General features: G+C 38.9%; 18 protein-coding genes and 1 pseudogene. 7 read left to right on the top strand and 12 right to left on the bottom strand.

Annotation, left to right across the window (positions count from 1 at the left end):
- Positions 1-4: 4 nt before the first annotated feature.
- The 5 genes from arsB to F933_RS15400 form a co-directional block, all read right to left on the bottom strand.
- Entirely contained in the window at positions 5-1045 is a 1041-nt protein-coding gene (gene arsB / locus F933_RS15420; protein ID WP_005062696.1) for an ACR3 family arsenite efflux transporter, read from the bottom strand.
- A gap of 7 nt (positions 1046-1052) precedes the next feature.
- Positions 1053-1526, bottom strand: coding sequence for an arsenate reductase ArsC (locus F933_RS15415; RefSeq protein ID WP_005062695.1), 474 nt, complete (start codon positions 1524-1526; stop codon positions 1053-1055).
- A gap of 6 nt (positions 1527-1532) precedes the next feature.
- Complete coding sequence (locus F933_RS15410) at positions 1533-1856, bottom strand: metalloregulator ArsR/SmtB family transcription factor (protein ID WP_005062694.1); 324 nt, start codon at positions 1854-1856, stop codon at positions 1533-1535.
- 55 nt (positions 1857-1911) lie between these two features.
- Positions 1912-2331 (bottom strand): arsenate reductase (glutaredoxin), encoded by a 420-nt coding sequence (arsC, locus tag F933_RS15405; RefSeq protein WP_005062692.1) that lies wholly within the window; start codon positions 2329-2331, stop codon positions 1912-1914.
- 913 nt (positions 2332-3244) lie between these two features.
- Positions 3245-3724: a hypothetical protein gene (locus tag F933_RS15400; protein ID WP_005062690.1), complete on the bottom strand. Its 480-nt coding sequence runs from the start codon at positions 3722-3724 to the stop codon at positions 3245-3247.
- A 93-nt stretch (positions 3725-3817) separates the two neighbouring features.
- On the opposite strand from F933_RS15400, the gene F933_RS15395 reads away from it, so the two are divergent.
- Positions 3818-4024: a helix-turn-helix domain-containing protein gene (locus F933_RS15395; protein WP_005062688.1), complete on the top strand. Its 207-nt coding sequence runs from the start codon at positions 3818-3820 to the stop codon at positions 4022-4024.
- A 364-nt stretch (positions 4025-4388) separates the two neighbouring features.
- Here F933_RS15395 and F933_RS15390 read toward each other — a convergent pair whose 3' ends face one another.
- From F933_RS15390 to F933_RS15370, 5 genes are all read right to left on the bottom strand, one after another.
- Positions 4389-4808 (bottom strand): hypothetical protein, encoded by a 420-nt coding sequence (locus F933_RS15390; protein WP_228127876.1) that lies wholly within the window; start codon positions 4806-4808, stop codon positions 4389-4391.
- Complete coding sequence (locus tag F933_RS15385; protein WP_005062684.1) at positions 4808-6727, bottom strand: hypothetical protein; 1920 nt, start codon at positions 6725-6727, stop codon at positions 4808-4810. Before F933_RS15385 ends, F933_RS15390 begins: the two co-directional genes overlap by 1 nt.
- 1 nt (position 6728) lies before the next feature.
- Positions 6729-8714 (bottom strand): hypothetical protein, encoded by a 1986-nt coding sequence (locus F933_RS15380; RefSeq protein WP_005062683.1) that lies wholly within the window; start codon positions 8712-8714, stop codon positions 6729-6731.
- A complete protein-coding gene (locus F933_RS15375; RefSeq protein WP_005062681.1) occupies positions 8707-9522 on the bottom strand; it encodes a site-specific integrase in 816 nt (271 codons plus the stop codon). The genes F933_RS15380 and F933_RS15375 overlap by 8 nt, the downstream gene beginning before the upstream one ends.
- A 113-nt stretch (positions 9523-9635) precedes the next feature.
- Entirely contained in the window at positions 9636-10244 is a 609-nt protein-coding gene (locus F933_RS15370) for a recombinase family protein (protein ID WP_004726718.1), read from the bottom strand.
- 94 nt (positions 10245-10338) lie between these two features.
- Here F933_RS15370 and F933_RS15365 point away from each other — a divergent pair, with 94 nt between their 5' ends.
- The 3 genes and pseudogenes from F933_RS15365 to F933_RS15355 all read left to right on the top strand — a co-directional run bounded on the left by F933_RS15365 (position 10339) and on the right by F933_RS15355 (position 14011).
- Positions 10339-13305 carry a Tn3-like element ISAcsp1 family transposase gene (locus tag F933_RS15365; protein WP_005062678.1) on the top strand — a complete coding sequence of 989 codons (2967 nt, stop codon included), beginning with the start codon at positions 10339-10341 and terminating at the stop codon, positions 13303-13305.
- A 16-nt stretch (positions 13306-13321) separates the two neighbouring features.
- Positions 13322-13540 (top strand): annotated as a pseudogene (locus F933_RS15360) (ATP-binding protein); the annotation flags it as partial.
- A 117-nt stretch (positions 13541-13657) separates the two neighbouring features.
- Positions 13658-14011 carry a recombinase family protein gene (locus F933_RS15355; protein WP_009516421.1) on the top strand — a complete coding sequence of 118 codons (354 nt, stop codon included), beginning with the start codon at positions 13658-13660 and terminating at the stop codon, positions 14009-14011.
- Positions 14012-14251: 240 nt separating this feature from the next.
- Here the strand turns inward: F933_RS15355 and F933_RS15350 are convergent, their stop codons facing one another.
- Entirely contained in the window at positions 14252-15331 is a 1080-nt protein-coding gene (locus tag F933_RS15350) for a transcriptional regulator CypR (RefSeq protein WP_004658508.1), read from the bottom strand.
- A gap of 216 nt (positions 15332-15547) precedes the next feature.
- Between F933_RS15350 and F933_RS15345 the strand changes: the two genes are divergently transcribed.
- From F933_RS15345 to F933_RS15335, 3 genes are all read left to right on the top strand, one after another.
- Complete coding sequence (locus F933_RS15345; RefSeq protein ID WP_004658513.1) at positions 15548-15868, top strand: 2Fe-2S iron-sulfur cluster-binding protein; 321 nt, start codon at positions 15548-15550, stop codon at positions 15866-15868.
- A gap of 58 nt (positions 15869-15926) precedes the next feature.
- The gene (locus F933_RS15340) at positions 15927-17309 is read left to right on the top strand and encodes a cytochrome P450 (RefSeq protein ID WP_009516417.1); all 1383 of its coding nucleotides are present in this window, start codon (positions 15927-15929) and stop codon (positions 17307-17309) included.
- Positions 17310-17395: 86 nt separating this feature from the next.
- On the top strand, positions 17396-18610 hold the full coding sequence (locus F933_RS15335) for an NAD(P)/FAD-dependent oxidoreductase (protein ID WP_001193555.1): 1215 nt from the start codon (positions 17396-17398) through the stop codon (positions 18608-18610).
- 38 nt (positions 18611-18648) lie between these two features.
- Here the strand turns inward: F933_RS15335 and F933_RS15330 are convergent, their stop codons facing one another.
- Positions 18649-18879 carry an IS5 family transposase gene (locus F933_RS15330; protein ID WP_004656998.1) on the bottom strand — a complete coding sequence of 77 codons (231 nt, stop codon included), beginning with the start codon at positions 18877-18879 and terminating at the stop codon, positions 18649-18651.
- Positions 18880-19374: the final 495 nt, after the last annotated feature.

The following is a 19374-nucleotide window of genomic DNA, read 5'->3' as shown; positions in this document are numbered from 1 at the left end:
AAATTTACACCGATTTAAAATACTTTTTTCTTAGCCATAAAGAGACACTGACCAAAGCAATCAAAACTGGTACTTCAACTAATGGCCCAATGACTGTAGTAAATGCCACAGGTGATGCTAAACCAAAGGTTGCAATAGCTACAGCCAGTGCTAACTCAAAATTATTACCCGCAGCAGTAAATGAGATTGCTGTAGTTTTTGGATAGTCATTACCCATCCACTTACTCATAAAGAAACTAATGAAGAACATGACAACAAAGTAAATTGTCAATGGAATCGCAATACGAATCACATCTAAAGGCAGACTTACTACATCTCCACCTTTGAGGCTAAACATAGCAACAATAGTAAATAGTAACGCCAACAGACTTAATGGACTGATCTTCGGTAAAAAGACATTTTGGTACCACTCTAAACCTCTGGTTTTGACTAAGATCAAACGGGTCAAGAAACCAAGAAAAAAAGGAATACCCAAGTAAATCAATACCGCGTGGGTAATTGTCCAAAAATCCACATTGATTACTTGCCCAGCAATACCGAAATAAGGTGGTAAGAAGGTAAGGAACAACCACGCATATGTACTAAAGAACAAAATCTGAAAGATACTATTGAATGCAACCAATGCTGCTACGTATTGATTATCACCGCAGGCTAAACCATTCCAAACCAAAACCATTGCGATACAACGAGCCAATCCAATCAGGATTAATCCAGTCATATACTCCGGATAGCTATGTAAAAAAATAATTGCTAAAGCAAACATTAATATAGGAGCAATAATCCAGTTCTGTACTAAAGACAAAGTTAATGTTCTTTTGTCTTTAAACACTTGTGGCAGAGCTGCATAGTCTACTTTGGCTAATGGTGGATACATCATCAGAATCAAACCAATCGCAATTGGAATATTGACTGAACCCACACTCATTTTGTCTAAAGTAATGGAAGCTTGAGGTAAAAAGACACCTATCGCAATTCCCAACCCCATCGCAATGAAAATCCATAGCGTAAGGTTACGATCTAAAAATGACAGTCTTTGTTGAGCCATGATTTTCTCATTCAATATCTGATATATGATCGATTGCAGCAATCAGTTCAGGACGAGACATATTTGCTGTATCAAGTGCAAATAAAGCATCTAAACGACGATTAATATGGTCTACTGTCACTTGGAAAGCTTTTAATTTTTCCTCTTTAGGTAAATCTAAATGTGATGGATCAGCCAAGCCCCAATGTGCCTTGATTGCTCCCCCCAAATAAAGAGGACACGCTTCTTGAGCTGCTGAATCACACACAGTAATCACTACATCAGGTTGATATTGCTCACAGTCATCAATGGTTTTACTCCATAAACCTTCTGTTGACAGACCAAGGTTTTCCAAGGTTTCAATAGTCAATGGATGCACCTGTCCTGATGGCTTACTACCTGCACTGTATGCTTTCCAGTCATGAGGAGCACGACTGTTAAAAAGCACTTCAGACAAAATGCTACGACAACTATTTCCAGTACACAAAAAAAGGAATTTCATAATCTATTACTCACAATAACTATTTATAGAAAGCATGTTGGTATTGCTTACAACTTGACTAGATGATGTTTTCTTTAAAGTAATTAGAATTTCAAAACACCATGCTGGAAGTTGTTGATTAATGCTGTAGTACACCCATTGGCTTTGTCGTCTGTCTTGTAAGAGGCCAGAAGAGCGTAATAACGCTAAATGCCTTGAAATCTTTGGTTGACTCAGTTGTAGCTTTTCTGTCAGATCACAAACACAGAGTTCTTTATTCTCAGCAATTAAAGTGACAATATTGAGACGGGTTTCATCTGATAAGCATTTAAAAAAATTAACTTGATCCATCTTTGCTACCTATAAATTTGGATATGCAGATAACCACATACAAGAACTAAATTTTTTAATTTACTCTCTGACCATTTACGTCGATCACTTGTTCACCATCTTCTTTAGTGAAAGCACCTTTTTGTGGTAATGGCAGAATATCCAAGACAACTTCTGAAGGACGACTTAAGCGAGTGCCTAATTCAGTAACAACAAATGGTCGATTAATCAAAATAGGATGTTCAAGCATAAAATTAAGTAGTTGTTCATCGCTCAAATCACTGCGATCAAGCTGTAAATCCCGATAAGGATCTACATTCTGACGAATAGCATCTCTTCCTGTTAAGTTTGCATCCTGAATCAATTTAACTAATTCGTCATGACTAGGCGGTGTAATGAGATATTCAATAACGATTGGCTCGATTCCAGTATTACGAATCAAAGCCAAAGTATTCCTGGAGGTTCCACAAGCAGGGTTATGATAAATTTTAATCATTATCAGCTGACTCTTTTTTGATTAGTGCAATTATTAGACATTAAAATATATGAATATCCATATATATGCAATAGCAGATGTTATGACATCTATCAATATTGTTGTATTAAATCTTGTCTGTATTGCAGAGACTAAAAGCTAATGATGAAATTCAGTAAAATGCTTTAATACAAAGCACAACAGGTATTAGAGTGGAAAGCTAAAAATAAAATAATCCCAGAATACTGTGCGCATCACCTGATTATCTTAGTCAGCATGGGGTGCCAGAAGTTCTTGAAGATATTGCAAGTCACGGCTGCTTAAGGCTTTCTAACGCTCCACAGTAGGAGTTCATGGATGGGGAGAGAACCATCACGCAGTCTGTAGACGTGCGCGTAACGTGGAAGGCGTTCGTGAGCTGTGTGTTGAGGGGATTGGTATTGCTCAGCTTACATGGCTGGATGTTAAATGAGAGTTGGCTAATGGTACATTAAATAATGCTACACTTCAGGGCCTCTAGTCTCAGAAACTGTCTATATGGGCAGTGCTACCTGTTGCTAGATTTATGCCACAGCGTGTTATTACTTTCATTTAACAAACTATTCATCCAATTAATCCATCTCCAAAACATAAACTTATAATATTTATTTAGTTTGTGTTTTGGTAGTTTATTAAATATTTAAATGTCTCATGTATCTCTCAGATAAATACATAATATAAGTGAATGCAAGCAAGCGTGGGTCATACCGTCTGATCGCACCCAGGAAGATCAAGAGTATTCACATTGATTCCTATTTCATTGAGAATGGTATTTACATTTTTAACTAATCAAGAATAGCAAATAGATCATACATATCGTAGTTAATTTTTTAAAAATAAAGTCCATTCATCTTACGATATGTATCATGACCTAATAATCCTATTGCTGTAGTACCTAATTTAAAACATCTTCCATGAATTTAATGTTGGAATTAATATTTCTGATATCATTTTCTAATTTTTGCTGATGCACGATAAAATATTTTTCAAGTGTTTTATCGTCAGCCAAGAGTGTTTTGATAAAATTTATATTGTTCTCTTTGTCTTGAATTTGGCATAAAAACTCTGTTTTTTTTTCAATAAATAGAGTCTCAAGTTTTTGTTTTTTATATTTTTCTCTTAAATTATCTAAACGTTGGGTCTCTTTGTAGCTGAAGGCTCTTTTTGTAGACTGGGAGATATCTACTTCTAAATATTGGCATTTTACTAAAATTCTTAACCCGGCATACATCAGCCATCGATCTTCTTCTGTACTAATATGTTTACTCAAGGCCATTTTTTCCCAAAAATGTTTAGCTTGCCAATTCCTGATCTCATGATTTGCAAAAACACCCATAAACTCATCGTATAAAGGCAAATTTACGGTTTTTCTCATGACGGGCTGTCCTAAATACAAAAGAGGATTATAGTCCGTGGATATATAGTCCTCAATTGTTGATATTTCTGTTTTTTGAGCAATTAGTTTCAAATGTCAGAATTATCAGTTGCAATTGGTCGATTAATACGCATTCGTCGAATGCAAGAAAAAATAACTCAAGAGTCCCTTGCACTTCAATGTGGCATAGATCGTAGCTATATGGGACGTATTGAACGTGGGGAAGTTAATCTAACTGTGTTAAAACTTTACGAAATAGCAAATATCTTACAAGTAAATCCTAGAGAATTATTACCATAAGTGAGCCAAAACATGATTCTGTGTTGAGCTCCAATGTCTGAATTTTAGGCAGTGATTAATTTATATCGTAATGACTTAAATGAATCCTCATATAAACCAACTAAGCAAATTCAGACTGTTTCATTGGCTTAGCTGGTATGTCAATGAATCAAACAGCATAGAATAAATGCTTTAGGATTGATAACTAATTCCTGTAAAGTTGCAATACAATAACTACTTGGATTTTTAGGTCAGTTATTCAATTTAAAGCAGGATATTAACTTCCGTAATAGAGGATGAATTAACACTTATTAATTTAAAACGAAAAATTAAGGATAAGAAATATATCTATTCATACCTTGATGTTTAAACTTTAGAAAGTATTTTATCTTAAATTTTTGATTTTAATAATGTTGGTTTTTGATGGTGAAAATTTTTGAATTTCTAACTTTAATTCGGCTAACTCAAAGATTGTAGATGCTAACTGTTCCATTAAAGAATTATTAATTTTTAATAGCTCTTTATACTTAAATTTATAATTGTCTTTTACTCTATTCAATTCAGTCAATTTGTATTGAGAATCTCTATGTTTTAATTTTTTTCCCTGATCTTCTTTTGCAAGTGTAATAGCATTTTTAAGTTGAGTTATTTCAATTGTATTTCCTTTAATAGCACCTCTGCCACGGCCTGCTTCTAGTGCTACAGAATCAAAACTAATTCTCCTTTCTTGATCACTCAAACGTGCTAAAGCAGCATAATATGCAATGATTGCTTTTGATTGTTTTTTAGAATCATTAATCATCATTATTCTCCAATGATTTCAGTACGATTATCAATAAAATTCTGAATTTGATTTATCTCAGTTGCCAAATGAATGGCTGTTAGGCTATCTGGTGCTAAATTTTGTAATTGATTTCTGAAATTTTTCAGAGCAACTTTTAACGCTGAAATTGTGCGATCAGAAAATATTGCATCTTTACATGTTATACATGGGGTGATTGTAAGTTCAGCGATTTCTTCGCAGCTTCCTTTTCTAGAACATCCACCTAGAGGAGTACGCCTATACGACATTTTCCCATCACGTATATTGTTAAGTGCAGTTTTTTCATCAACCAAGAAAAGGGGAAGAATTTGCCCTTGTTTTGCAGTTTGTAGACGAAAACCTTCACCACCATAGAGTTTACTGATTGAATTCATCACGTCACTTTTAAAATTAATAAATTGATCTATATGTTGCTCGTCTACAAATGACTCAATCAGATCTTTATCAAATAAATTAATTGTCTTCATTGCATTATTTGCATAATAAAAAGTCATACAATAAGTAATATGCTTTAATTGAGCTTTCAAAGCAGGAATCTTAACAAAGCCACTGCGTGCAGCATATACAGTTAACGAACGACGAAATTGATGAGGGGAGAGCCTAAAATGAGATCCAATTTTAAAGTTATAAGATTCAAATTCAAAAGCAGTAGTGGTCAACTTTAACTCTTTTAAATCATTACTATCTATTCTAGAATCAAAATTAAAATTATCTAAAGCATTTTTTAATAAAATAATACGCATATAAGGGTAATCGTAAAAGCTATTAATAGGGTTTTTTCTTCTCATACCTGAAAAAGTTGCTAAGGGAACCTTGTCATGATCTATAGTATTTAAATCTACATTAATAGATTTCAAATAACCTTTAGTGATTGTTTGTAAGACATTAATAGCTAGGGAAACCTGAGAGCTGGTTATCCAGGAGGTTTTGATTGGACCAGATTTAGTAAATTTGCTAGTGTATCCATTTAAAATATAGATAGTTTTATTATTTAAATTTATTTTTTCATAGCAATTGAAAGGAAGAAGAAGAACTTCAGAGTGTCGCATCCCAGAAAACATAATTAATTTAATTTGTGCTAAATTAGCTATGTAAATAAAATGATGGCTTAATTTTAAGAAACTTGAAATTTTGTACCTTAAACAATAGTCATAGATATTATTCTCTTTGATGAAATCATAAAATTTTTTATTTTTTATATTCTTAATTAATAGGGATTTTTGAAGAAATATTGAGTGTTGATCAAAATTTTTTAATATCTCATCTATAAATAAATTTAATTTAAAGTAAATTCTTGATGGGATAACTAAAAATTGCTTATATGGTTCGTTACTCATAAGGGATTTTAGTGTTAGTAAGTGTTTTTGTTGTTCTTGATTTAAACTTAGGTCATGATTTTTAAAAACTATAGATATAGCTGATAGTTTTTTGAAAAGATTAGAGAAACGACCAAATTTACAACGCTTGTGAAATGAAATATATTCAAATATTTTTTTTATTAAAAAAATATTCTTTGAAAAATTATTTAAAGATGTATTGCACTCAATTGCAAATCTTAAAAAATTTTTTATTACTATGCTATAGTCTCCAAGTATAGTATGAATGGATGAAGATTTTGCAGTATTGGTGTTACAAAAAATGAAGCCATATATAATTATTTTATATTCATAAATAATTGTTTTTTTCAAATTTACATTACAATTATCAAAAACATCGAAGTAAATTTTTTTCTTTCCAGTCGGTCTGTGAGAATAATATGTGAAATCCCAGATGTCATCTTTGAACCTTGATAATATTTGTTGATTGGAATCATAGCTAATAGGTGTATCATCATTTGGATAACAAGATGAAAATTCATCATTAAAAAAGTGAATTTTATTTTTTGTACTGATATTTTTCATATTATATTGACTCCATTTCAATTAACATGTTTAAATGGTTGTTCCAATATTCATCCAAAAATCCTTCATTAACTTCTTCTGTAATTTTGATAATTGTTTCTTTCAGATTGTGATTGTTTTCTATAATAAAATTCAAAATTTCATCAATTCTGTAAATGATCCTTATTTTTTCTTCTTTTATTTGATTGTTGAATTCTAAAATAAATTTTAAAGATATTAATTTTCTTAAGTCTTCTTCGTTTAAAAAAATAACATAACTTTCACAAAATAAACAACTTTTTGGGTTTTTGCATTCTAAAGTTGTTATTTCTTTGTTAAAACCAGAGATTAATTGGGGGAGATGGGTGGAGCAATTCCCAATTACAGTATTTTTGGTGTGTTTACTTTTAAATTTTACTGGTATTATGTTGTCATTATTCCTTCCTTTTAGAATTATATTTTTTTCAAAATGATCAAAATAATCAGTGATTTGATAGGCCATTTCTTTGAAACTGGCATCAGAGTAAAACTTATCTAATATTTTTGGTGTATTACCTAGTTTGACAGAAGTTAGAATTAGACTATTAGTGGAATTTAAATAATTATTAGCAACATTTTTTCTTAATTCTCTGTTTGTTGCTGTTGTAACTTTAAAGATACTTTTATACTTTTCGTTAAATTTATCAAATAACACACTATCTATTTCAGTTATTTTATTTATACTTAAGAATCTTTTTATGGGTAATTTTATAAATAGTAGAGATTTATGGTAATCCGAAATATCATCTTTATAAATATTGTTTATTTTTTCTCTAAGTAAAATGTATTTTTTAAATAAATGTTTAAATTTTAATCCAAACTCAATATTAACTTTTTTTGAATTGGATCTATTTTTTATTCCATAGGCTCTTTTGCCTTTTTCATTGGAAATTGTTTCAAAGGCATCTATTTTTAACTTATAAATCGTTGATTCATTTGCACCTGAAACAGATATTAATAATTTTGCAAAACATATAATGCAGAAATTTGTCATAATTATTTTTATTTCACAATCTTTAAAATTTAGTGTATTTAAGTAATTGATTCTTTTTATTTTTCTTTTATACTGTGTTATGTATTTTTGCTTTTCATATTTGTCTTTTGTTTTTAAGTTTAACTTCGTTTCAAACTCATCAAGTGTAACTATTTTATCTTGTTCATACATGGTTTCTAAATAAAAATCATTGGCTTTGTTTATTAAATTGAGATCAATATAGACCTTTTTTAAGTTGTATTCATTTAAATCTATCATGCAAGGAAGTTCCTTGTTGTTTAAGATATGATCTGATAGTGTGTTGAAAATTTTTAATAATATTTTAATTTTATTAGTTATGCTCTCATCTATATTTTTTTTAATTTCAATATTTTTAACTCTATATGATTCAATCATTCTTATTAATGAATAAAAATGATTGATGTCAATCTGGGTACAATATGATAAAAATTTTGCAAGTTGTGATTGCTGATTTTTAAATGCTTCAGTAGAGACAGTTTTTCCAAGTTCATTCTTTTTAATTTCAATGTCGGCTATTAGCTTTTTGGAGTAACCTATATATATTTCTTCAGCATCTTTTAGATTGCTTAAATCATGTTTTTCAAAATTTTTATTAATAAATTTTATTATACTGCTTATGGTTTTGTAGAGACTATAAATTGAAGTATAAGCTAAATTCTTGTTAAAAATATCATTTATTATATTTTTAACACCTCTGATTCTATCCTTTTTTAAACTCTTTAATTTAACCAAGCAGCCATAATCTTCTGTAATATTTTTTCGGTCAAATTTAGTGTGGGTATAGCACCAAGAACCAAAATCCAAATGAAGTAGTCTATCATTTTTTTTTATTGTGCAAATTAGATTGGGTATGCTTTTGTCTTTAATTTTTAGAATTTTATCTATACTTCCTTTATCATTTAATAAGATAAATTCAATTTTACGTTTTGTATATAATTTAAGAATTTCAGTCATTAAGCATACTCCCAAATATTTTATTTTCTAAATCTTCCTGTGCTGTACTAAATTGATCAATTATTTCTTGATAATTCAAATAATTTAAAGTCGTTGATATATTGTTGTGACCCATAGCTTCTTTTAGTAATAGTAAGCATTGATCCTTGTTGAGATTTCTTTTAAGCAATAGTTTTAAATAATTCATTCCAAAAGTTGCCCTTAAATCGTGAAATTTAAAAGCCCTAAAATCATGGTGTTCTTCTTTTATCTTTTTTACCAATTCATCTAAATTTTTCCTAATGGCCTCACCATTTCTTATTACTATTTTTTGATTTTGAGTATTTTTTATCTCTAAAATTTCTTCTTTGCTAGTGTAGTAGGGTAGACCTGACTTTGTTATAAAAACATAATTTTCATCTGTTGTTCCATAAAAACTTTTTAATGCACGTTTATGCCAAGTTTTAGAGTTTATATAGTTATCTAATGAAAATATTAGGTTTTTGGGGAAGTATAAATTTAATGATTTGTTGAATTTTGTATCTACTCCAGTATTTGCCCCGGCTTGTAATATATATGTATTGTTGATCTGATTTTCTTTAATTTTTTTAATAAGTTGCTTTAAATGATATACTTTTAAAGTACCAATAGTTTGTATTCTTGCACCTGTTAAAAGTGAAATTAGACATATCAATTGTAATTGTCTATTCCCAAAACGTTCTAAATATTCTATAAAAATCTTTTGCTGGTTATCCGTTAGTGGTTTTAAACCTCCTCCATCATGAATCACATCATATTCTATATTTTTTTTCGGTTGACGTATTGCCAAATCAGAGCTTTTAATAATTTTTTGAAATTCGAGACCAAGAGTGTTGTTTAATGTTATACGTTTTATAATCCTTTCATAAGGGGGTCGTCTCAGGAAACGGAAAATATAGCACGCTAAGGATTTTCACTCCGACTTCTTTTAACGATATCCAACACGGTATTTTTGCTTAGATTGACCAGCCGACCGACTTGTCGATAAGAGTGTCCAGCAGACACCAACTCCAACACTTTAGGTGCCAGACGATCTGACTTGGTACGTTGACCAGGACGACGACCAAACACAACGCCCCGCGCTTGTGCCGCTGCTACACCAGAGCGCACACGTTCACGTAGTAAATCTCCCTCAAACTCTGCTAATGCAGACATCACAGAAGCCATGAGCTTTCCCTGAGATGTGGAAAGGTCAAACTGCAAACCTGTTTGTGCCACCAGAGATACCCCGAAATGCCCAAGATCTTGTAATGACTGTACGAGATCCACGGTGCTTCTGCCCCAGCGTGTCAATTCCGTCACCAAGATGGCATCGATTTCACGAGATTGCGCCATGGTCATCAAGTATTTTCTTTGCAATCTCTCATCCTTACTGCCTGATGCAGTTTCTTTCCAAACACCGACAACATCGTAGCCGCAACGATTGGCGTAGGCACGTAGGTCATATTCCTGTCGTTCGCAGGACTGATCGTTCGTTGATACTCGGCAATAAATGGCCGCATTCTGTCCCAATTGAACCTCCTTGCGAAATTGCAGCGCAAAGCTAAGCGTGGCGGTACAAAATAATGTACCTTTAATAGTTTAGTTTATTTGGGACTAATGAGCCATGCCGCGCCATTCTATTTTGTCGTCCACGGAATTGGGAAGCCTGTTCGAAATTCCAGATGATAGAGCTTTTATGCTTCAGCATTACACTCTGAGTGATTCTGATAAATCCATAGTCCATCAACATCGAGGGGCATCCAACAAGCTAGGCTTTGCAATTCAACTTTGCTACATGCGTTACCCTGGAGTGATATTGGGTATTAACGACGAACCATTCAAACCCTTACTTTTCATGATGGCTGCTCAACTTAGTATATCAGTGGACTGCTGGAATGATTATGGTCAGCGCGAGCAAACAAGACGAGAACATATTGCCGAATTGAAAAAAGTTTTTGGGTTCAAACTATTCACCTTGAGTGACTATCGGCAATCGGTCAATATGATGGTGGATTTGTCCCTTCAGACAGATAAAGGTCTTATTTTAGCCACAACTCTCGTTGAAAATTTACGACAAAAATCAGTCCTTTTGCCAGCTATAAATGCAATTGATAGTATTTGCGCAGAAGCAATCACATCTGCCAACCGCATAATTTATACTGCTTTGACGAGCTCACTTTCAGAAACTCATCGTCAAAATATAGATGCTTTGCTGAACCGTAAAGAGGGCAGCAAACTGACAATATTGGGGTGGCTTAGACAGTCACCAGCTAAACCAAACTCAAAGTACATGCTTGAGCACATTGAGCGGCTGAAGTGCTTACAAGCCATCGATCTACCTGAAGACATTGGAAAACACGTTCATCAAAATCGCTTACTGAAAATTGCTCGCGAAGGTGGGCAAATGACTCCTGCTGATTTGGCCAGATTTGAATCTCAACGTCGATATGCCACTTTGGTAGCAATCGTTGTGGAGAGTATGGCCACGATCACCGACGAAATTATTGACCTGCATGATCGCATTATTGGAAAGCTATTTGCTATCGCAAAAAATAAACACCAGCAACAATTTCAATCATCAGGTAAAGCGATCAACGACAAAGTGCGTTTGTATGGGCTTATCGGGAAAGCCTTGCTAGATGCCAAGCAAAATGGCAGTGATCCGTTTGCCGCCATCGAAACTGTTATTTCATGGGATGCTTTTGCAGCAAGTATTACTGAGGCAGAAAAACTGGCGCAACCCGAAGACTTTGATTTTTTACCACGAATTGGCGAGAGCTATGCAACTTTACGCCGTTACGCGCCAGAACTTCTTGCCATACTTAAATTGCGTGCTGCCCCAGCAGCAAAAGATATGCTTGCCGCTGTAGAGTTGCTCCGCAGCATGAATGTTGATAATACACGAAAAATCCCCTCTAATGCTCCAATAGCGTTTATCAAAAAACGGTGGGCAAGACTAGTCTTTACCGATGATGGTATTGATCGCCGCTATTACGAAATATGTGTGTTATCTGAACTTAAAAAATCGCTACGGGCTGGGGATCTCTGGGTACAAGGCTCTCGCCAATTCAAAGACTTCGATGAGTATTTAGTGACTGCTGATAAATTTAATCAGCTAAAACAGTCCAATGAGTTACCTCTAACCATTACTACTGATTGTGATCTATATTTGCAAAGTCGCCTTTCACTATTGGAGCAGAAATTAGCAATCATTAATCGCATGGCAGCGACCAACGATTTGCCTGATGCGATGATCAATCAATCTGGTCTAAAAATAACACCTCTCGATGCCGTGGCTCCTGATACAGCCCAAACTTTAATTGACCAAACAGCAATGCTGTTACCACATATCAAGATCACCGAATTATTAATGGAGGTCGATGAATGGACAGGCTTTACTCGACACTTCACTCATTTGAAAACGGATGACACTGCGAAGGATAAAGCGTTATTGCTCACGACCATACTGGCTGATGCAATTAATTTAGGGCTGACGAAAATGGCCGAATCATGTCCTGGTACAACTTATGCCAAACTCTCATGGCTACAGGCTTGGCATATCCGTGATGAAACTTATTCAACGGCATTGGCCGAATTGGTGAATGCTCAATTGAAACAACCTTTCGCTGAAAACTGGGGAGATGGCACTACCTCCTCATCAGATGGCCAACGCTTCCGCGCAGGTGGCAGAGCTGAAAGTACAGGACATATCAATCCAAAATATGGCGCAGAGCCTGGAAGGTTATTTTATACACACATTTCTGATCAATACGCACCATTTAGCAGTAAGCTGATCAATGTGGGCGTTCGTGATTCAACCTATGTTCTTGATGGGCTGCTGTATCACGAGTCTGATTTACGCATCGAGGAACACTACACCGATACGGCTGGATTCACCGACCATGTTTTTGCACTCATGCACATGCTAGGGTTTCGATTTGCACCACGAATTCGTGATCTGGGCGATACGAAACTCTATATTCCAAAGTCAGACATAGACTATGCCGCACTTAAACCCATGATTGGCGGCACACTGAATATCAAACAGATTCGTACTCATTGGGACGATATTTTGCGTCTGGCCGCATCAATCAAGCAAGGGACTGTCACAGCGTCGCTAATGCTACGTAAACTCGGTAGTTATCCACGACAGAATGGTTTGGCATTGGCATTACGAGAGCTGGGGCGTATTGAGCGCACACTGTTTATCTTGGATTGGTTGCAAAGCGTAGAACTACGCCGTCGGGTTCAAGCTGGATTAAATAAAGGTGAAGCCCGTAATGCATTAGCGCGCGCCGTTTTCTTTTATCGATTGGGTGAGATTCGAGATCGAAGCTTTGAGCAACAGCGTTATCGAGCCAGTGGCTTGAATCTAGTGACCGCCGCCATTGTATTGTGGAACACGGTTTATTTAGAGAGAGCGACTAACGCCCTACGAGGGCATGGTCGCACAGTCGATGATACCTTGCTGCAATATCTGTCACCGCTGGGGTGGGAGCACATCAATTTAACTGGGGATTATCTATGGCGAAGCAAAGCCAAGATAGGTGGTGGAAAATTTAGGCCATTGCGCGCAATTGAAAAACCTTAGCGTGCTATATTTTCCGTTTCCTGAGACGACCCCTATCATTACGACGAACTTGAGCTTCTCGGAATGGAGCAATGTATTTGGTGATGCTAAGTTGACGACTGCACTGCTGGATCGACTGACTCATCATTGCCATATCATCGAAACGGGTAATGAATCCTATCGTTTTAAGCAAAGCACGGAGGAAGCCAAGCAGCGTATAAAGAAACGAGAAGCAGAGAAAGGAGAGTTATTTTAACCGTCGATCAGTGAAGAAAAAGCAACAGCAATTGATCGATTTATCCACAGCAGTGTAGTACGCTACATTGCTTAAATGCCTGGTCAATATTCAACGAGCATCGCTGGTCAATATTAAGTGAGCGTCAACAATCTTGGGCATTTCGGGGTATCTCTGGTGGCACAAACAGGTTTGCAGTTTGACCTTTCCACATCTCAGGGAAAGCTCATGGCTTCTGTGATGTCTGCATTAGCAGAGTTTGAGGGAGATTTACTACGTGAACGTGTGCGCTCTGGTGTAGCAGCGGCACAAGCGCGTGGCGTTGTGTTTGGTCGTCGTCCTGGTCAACGTACCAAGTCAGATCGTCTGGCACCTAAAGTGTTGGAGTTGGTGTCTGCTGGACACTCTTATCGACAAGTCGGTCGGCTGGTCAATCTAAGCAAAAATACCGTGTTGGATATCGTTAAAAGAAGTCGGAGTGAAAATCCTTAGCGTGCTATATTTTCCGTTTCCTGAGACGACCCCTAACTGAAGACATTGACGGTGGATGGGCTGCAATGGGAATTAAAACCTCTACAGAGTTCACAGCGGGTTGCAAGCGTTGGGTTGAGTTGAGGTTATCGGATTGGAAGTGGAGGGCTGCCATATGATTGCCATCTCTGACATAGCGTTTTAAGGTATTTTTCTAGGGCGTATTGATGTTTCAACGTATTAACAATCATACGAACAACCTCATTCTCTCAGGTCATTTTCTTCTTGCCGATGGGTGATTTTTCGCCGATAAGCACTTGGTGATACACCAAACCAGCGTTTAAACGCGCGCCGAAAATTAGCAGAGTCGTGGTAATTCAGTAAGCTGGCAATTGCCTCGACCGATATTTGAGGGTCATGTAAATAACTACTGGCTTTCTCAGATAAAATCCGATCTCGAATCAGCCGGTAACTCGTGTTCTCTTTGACCAGACGTCTGGCCAGCGTACGCTTATTCATAAACAAGGCTGCAGCCAGATCCTCTTCACTCAGTTGCCCGAGCGGATAGGACAGCATGGCTTTTTGCACTTGGTAGGTGGTGCTGTGTTGTTGGGTCTTGAGCCGGTTGAGGATCATTTCGCATTGTTGCATCGCCAGCAGATAGCTATCGTGCTGCGCGGATGCATTGGCAATCAAGCACAACTCGGTCGGCACTCGGATCGACAGTTGTGGCTGATCAAACTGATAGGTACCGGCAAGATAATCCGCGTAACAGGCATGATGATCGGGGGCGGGATGGCTAAACTGAATCACCGCCTCGGTCAGCGGTCGTCCAACAATAAATTCGGCACATTCCGAAAAAATCACCGCAACAGTTTCGGACAGTAGCCGATGTACTGCATGACTCAAGGTCTGCTCAAAGAAAATCAAGCAGGTCGTCCACTCAGCATTGGTGTGTGTTTCGAGCCTAATCAAACTCATACGGGTCGGCAAAAAAGTTTGAAACGCTTGTAACACGGCCAATAAGTTCGGGCTGCTATTGATTAAAAAGCCCATCGAGCCATGTGTTGACGGCGTGAGCCGCTGCCCTAAACGCAAGCCAAACTGATCGGATGCGGACAACTCCAAGCTATTTTGTAAGATTTGAATCTGTTGGCTGGCCGTGATCATCGTGTCGTCACGCATCAGTTGTTCAGCGGTCAGCGTGGTGAATTTTAATAGTTTAGGTAGGTCACGCGCCTGCAAGTCCAGCTCTCGGCCAATCAGACGGGTATAGCTACAGGGGATATTAGCAGATTCACTTGTACTGGCGAGACCAGTCAGCAGACTTGGATGCAACATGGCTCAAACACCTCAATAACAGACCAGTATGAAAGAACATCGACTAGAAAAATGCAATCGACGATGGGGCTACAGCGCCATAATCGTCTTTTAATGACCCTATATTGTCAACAAGAGACCTGTAAGCAGTATGGATACATGTCTATTATGAGTAAAGAGGGATGGCTATTTTCATCGGCGTCACCAGCAACCGTATACCACACAGGAGTAGTAATAATGGGTCAAATTACATTGATCGAGTATGACGGTACCGCCACCGTACTTGACATCGAAGCGGGCAAGTCGCTGATGCAACTGGCTATCGATCACGGCGTATCCGGCATTGATGGAGATTGCGGTGGCGAATGTGCTTGTGGAACCTGTCATGTGATCGTTGACGGTGCTTGGCTGGCGGCGACAGGACAGCCCAATGACGAAGAGGCGCGCATGCTAGAGATGGTACCAGAAGGTACGGCGTCGTCTCGTTTGGCGTGCCAGATTCAATTGTCCGATGCAATGGATGGCATGGTGGTGCATTTGCCTGAGTTTCAAATGTAGTGACGGCAGATTTCAACAGCTGTTAAGCATCATCATTGAGGAATGAATCATGAAAAACATGCAAGCCACACTAAACCAAATTTCAGCCCTGCTGCCGATACCCATGCATTTACAAGTGAAAGGCATGCAGGTGTTCCAAAAGGTCAAGCAACGGGTGACACAGGCGCAACCGTTCCCTGATTTTGTAGAAAAGCCAATCCCCGATGTTGCCACGCTCAAGCTCGAAGACATCGATATGAGCAATCCGTTTTTATATCGACAGCATCAATGGCAGTCATACTTTAAGCGGCTACGCGACGAGCGTCCTGTTCATTACCAAAAAAGCAGTCCATTCGGTGCATTTTGGTCGATTACCCGTTATGACGATATTGTGTTCGTGGACAAATCCCACGAGCTGTTTTCGGCGGAACCGGTGATTGTGATTGGCAAGCCGCCCGCCGGACTGGATGTGGAAATGTTTATTGCAATGGATCCGCCTAAGCACGATGTGCAGCGTCAAGCGGTACAAGGTGTGGTCGCACCGAAAAATTTAAAAGAAATGGAAGGGCTGATCCGCAGTCGGGTACAAGAGATTTTGGATGATTTGCCGCTCGATACGCCGTTTGATTGGGTGGAGCGGGTGTCCAAAGAAATCACCGCACGCATGCTGGCGACCTTGTTAGATTTTCCGTATGAACAGCGGCACAAGCTGGTGTACTGGTCTGATACGTTGGCGGGCAGCGCAGAAGCCACGGGCGGTGAGATTAGCGACAACGATGTGCTTTTTAATGCCGCCGCTGATATGGCCAAGCAGTTTGCCGCGCTGTGGCATGCCAAGGCGGCTCAGCAAGCGGCAGGTGAGCCGATGGGATTTGATTTGATTAGCTTAATGCTGAGCAATGACGATACCAAGGATTTGATTCACCGTCCGATGGAGTTTTTGGGCAATTTGGCCTTGCTGATTGTCGGTGGGAATGACACCACGCGGAACTCCATGACCGGCGGGGTATATGCGCTGAACCTGTTTCCTGAGCAGTTTGTCAAACTGAAAAACCAACCGAGCCTGATTCCAAATATGGTGTCCGAGATCATTCGCTGGCAGACCCCACTGGCGTATATGCGTCGCATCGCCAAGCAAGACATCGAGATGCACGGCCAAACCATCCGTAAGGGCGACAAGATCTTAATGTGGTATGCCTCGGGCAATCGTGACGAGCGGGTGATTGAACAGCCAGATGCGTTTTTGATTGATCGTAAAGGTGCACGCAATCATTTGTCATTTGGCTTTGGTGTGCATCGCTGTATGGGCAATCGCTTGGCCGAGATGCAGTTGCGGATTCTGTGGGAGGAGTTATTGCTTCGCTTCGACAATATTGAGGTATTGGGTGAGCCAGAGTTGGTGCAGTCTAACTTTGTGCGCGGCTATGCCAAGATGATGGTCAAACTGACTGCCAAAGCGTAGGTATCAAAATAGGCGACAGAGGCATTTTGCAACTGTCGTCGGCAACAATTGATGCTGTGCATCAACCATGAACTGAGTGAATTCATATGCAAACAATCGTCATCATTGGCGCAAGTCATGCTGCGGCGCAGTTGGCGGCAAGTCTGCGGCCAGATGGCTGGCAGGGCGAGATTGTGGTGATCGGCGATGAGCCGTATTTGCCGTATCATCGACCGCCGTTGTCCAAGACCTTTTTATGCGGTGCACAACTGGTCGATGAGTTATTGATTCGGCCAGCCGCTTTTTATCAAAAAAATCAGATCGAATTTCGGCACGGGCGGGTGGTTGCGATTGATCGGGCAGCGCGCAGCGTGACACTACAAGATGGCAGTACGCTTGCGTATGACCAGTTGGCGCTGTGTACCGGTGCACGAGTCAGGACGGTGTCGCTGGCTGGGTCTGATTTGGCAGGTGTGCATTATCTTAGAAATATCAGCGATGTACAGGCTATCCAGCCATTTGTACAACCCAACGGCAAAGCAGTGGTGATCGGTGGTGGCTATATCGGTCTTGAAACAGCCGCCGCATTGACCGAGCAGGGCATGCAGGTGGTGGTCTTGGAAGCCGCCGAGCGGATTTTGCAGCGGGTAACTGCACCGGAAGTGTCGGACTTTTATACGCGGATTCATCGCGAACAGGGTGTGACGATTCATACCGGTGTGTCGGTCACGGCGATCACGGGTGAGGGGCGGGCGCAAGCGGTGCTTTGTGCCGATGGTTCGATGTTCGATGCAGATCTGGTGATCATCGGGGTCGGGGTTGTACCGAATATCGAGTTGGCGCTGGACGCGGGCTTGCAGGTGGACAATGGTATTGTGATTGATGAGTATTGCCGTACCAGTGCGCCAGAGATTGTGGCCATCGGGGATTGTGCCAATGCGTTTAATCCGATTTATCAGCGGCGGATGCGCTTGGAGTCGGTACCAAACGCCAATGAACAGGCCAAAATTGCCTCGGCGACCTTGTGTGGCTTACAGCGGACCTCGAAGAGTTTGCCTTGGTTTTGGTCAGATCAGTATGATCTAAAGTTGCAGATTGCGGGACTCAGTCAGGGGTATGATCAGATCGTGATTCGGGGTGATGTGCAGCAAAGGCGTAGCTTTGCAGCGTTTTATTTGCAGGCGGGTCGCCTGATTGCGGCGGATTGTGTGAATCGTCCGCAGGAGTTTATGCTAAGCAAAAAGCTGATCACGGCTGGTACGGCGGTCGATCCACTGCGGTTGGCGGATGAGTCGATTGCGGTACAGGCGTTGATGGGGTAGCTTAAAACTACATCAGGCTAGATTTGCATTACGCTGATTCAGATGTTAATCAGAATGGCATCGATAGATACCTGTGAGAGCAAGTCAGGTGCAGCTTTGGCTTTGTGTAATTCACCACCCGTGATCGCAAACACGATGGGTAATCCATACCCATCTACGGCAAGATGGATCTTACTTGTCTTGCTACCTCGACTTAAGCCAATCGCCTCCTGATCGTGAGTTGCAGCACGTGCATTATGTTGATGTGCCTTGACGTAATTGCTATCCATAACCCCTACTCTATATCAGAGTCAGTAGATAAAACCCTGAGTATGCTTTGGAAAAAACCTTTTGCTGACCAGTCGTTGTATCTTTTGTAGAGATTAGGCTGCTGACCAAACTCAGTCAGGAGGTAGGTCTAGCCATGGACATTTCACCCACATTCTGTAGAGCATGGCTTCTACGGTGAGCCGTAAATTTGGTTTGTGATCAATGTCCTGTTGCTTGAGCATAGGAGAAATCTTTGCTCAATGTTGGTCGTTCAGCATAAAGCGTGGCATGGTGGACTCGGATGGGGAGAGCTTTAATTCTCTGAGTCTGCCTCCAATTTGCAATCAATATTTTCAAACGTCAACACACTCTAATGTAAAAAAACTAACATTAAAAAAACACCTCTGCCAAAAGGTCTGGTAGCTATATTCGATGTCAAAGATGATCTGGCTCACCTGCTGCGTTGTTAACTCATTCTATCAAATTTTGAGGACAGGCTTGACATTTGGTCAATC

It is taken from the genome of Acinetobacter beijerinckii CIP 110307 (assembly GCF_000369005.1).
GTDB classification, from domain to species: domain Bacteria; phylum Pseudomonadota; class Gammaproteobacteria; order Pseudomonadales; family Moraxellaceae; genus Acinetobacter; species Acinetobacter beijerinckii.
The sequence above is the reverse complement of the archived record's forward strand: the minus strand, read 5'-3'. Positions and strand labels throughout refer to the sequence as shown.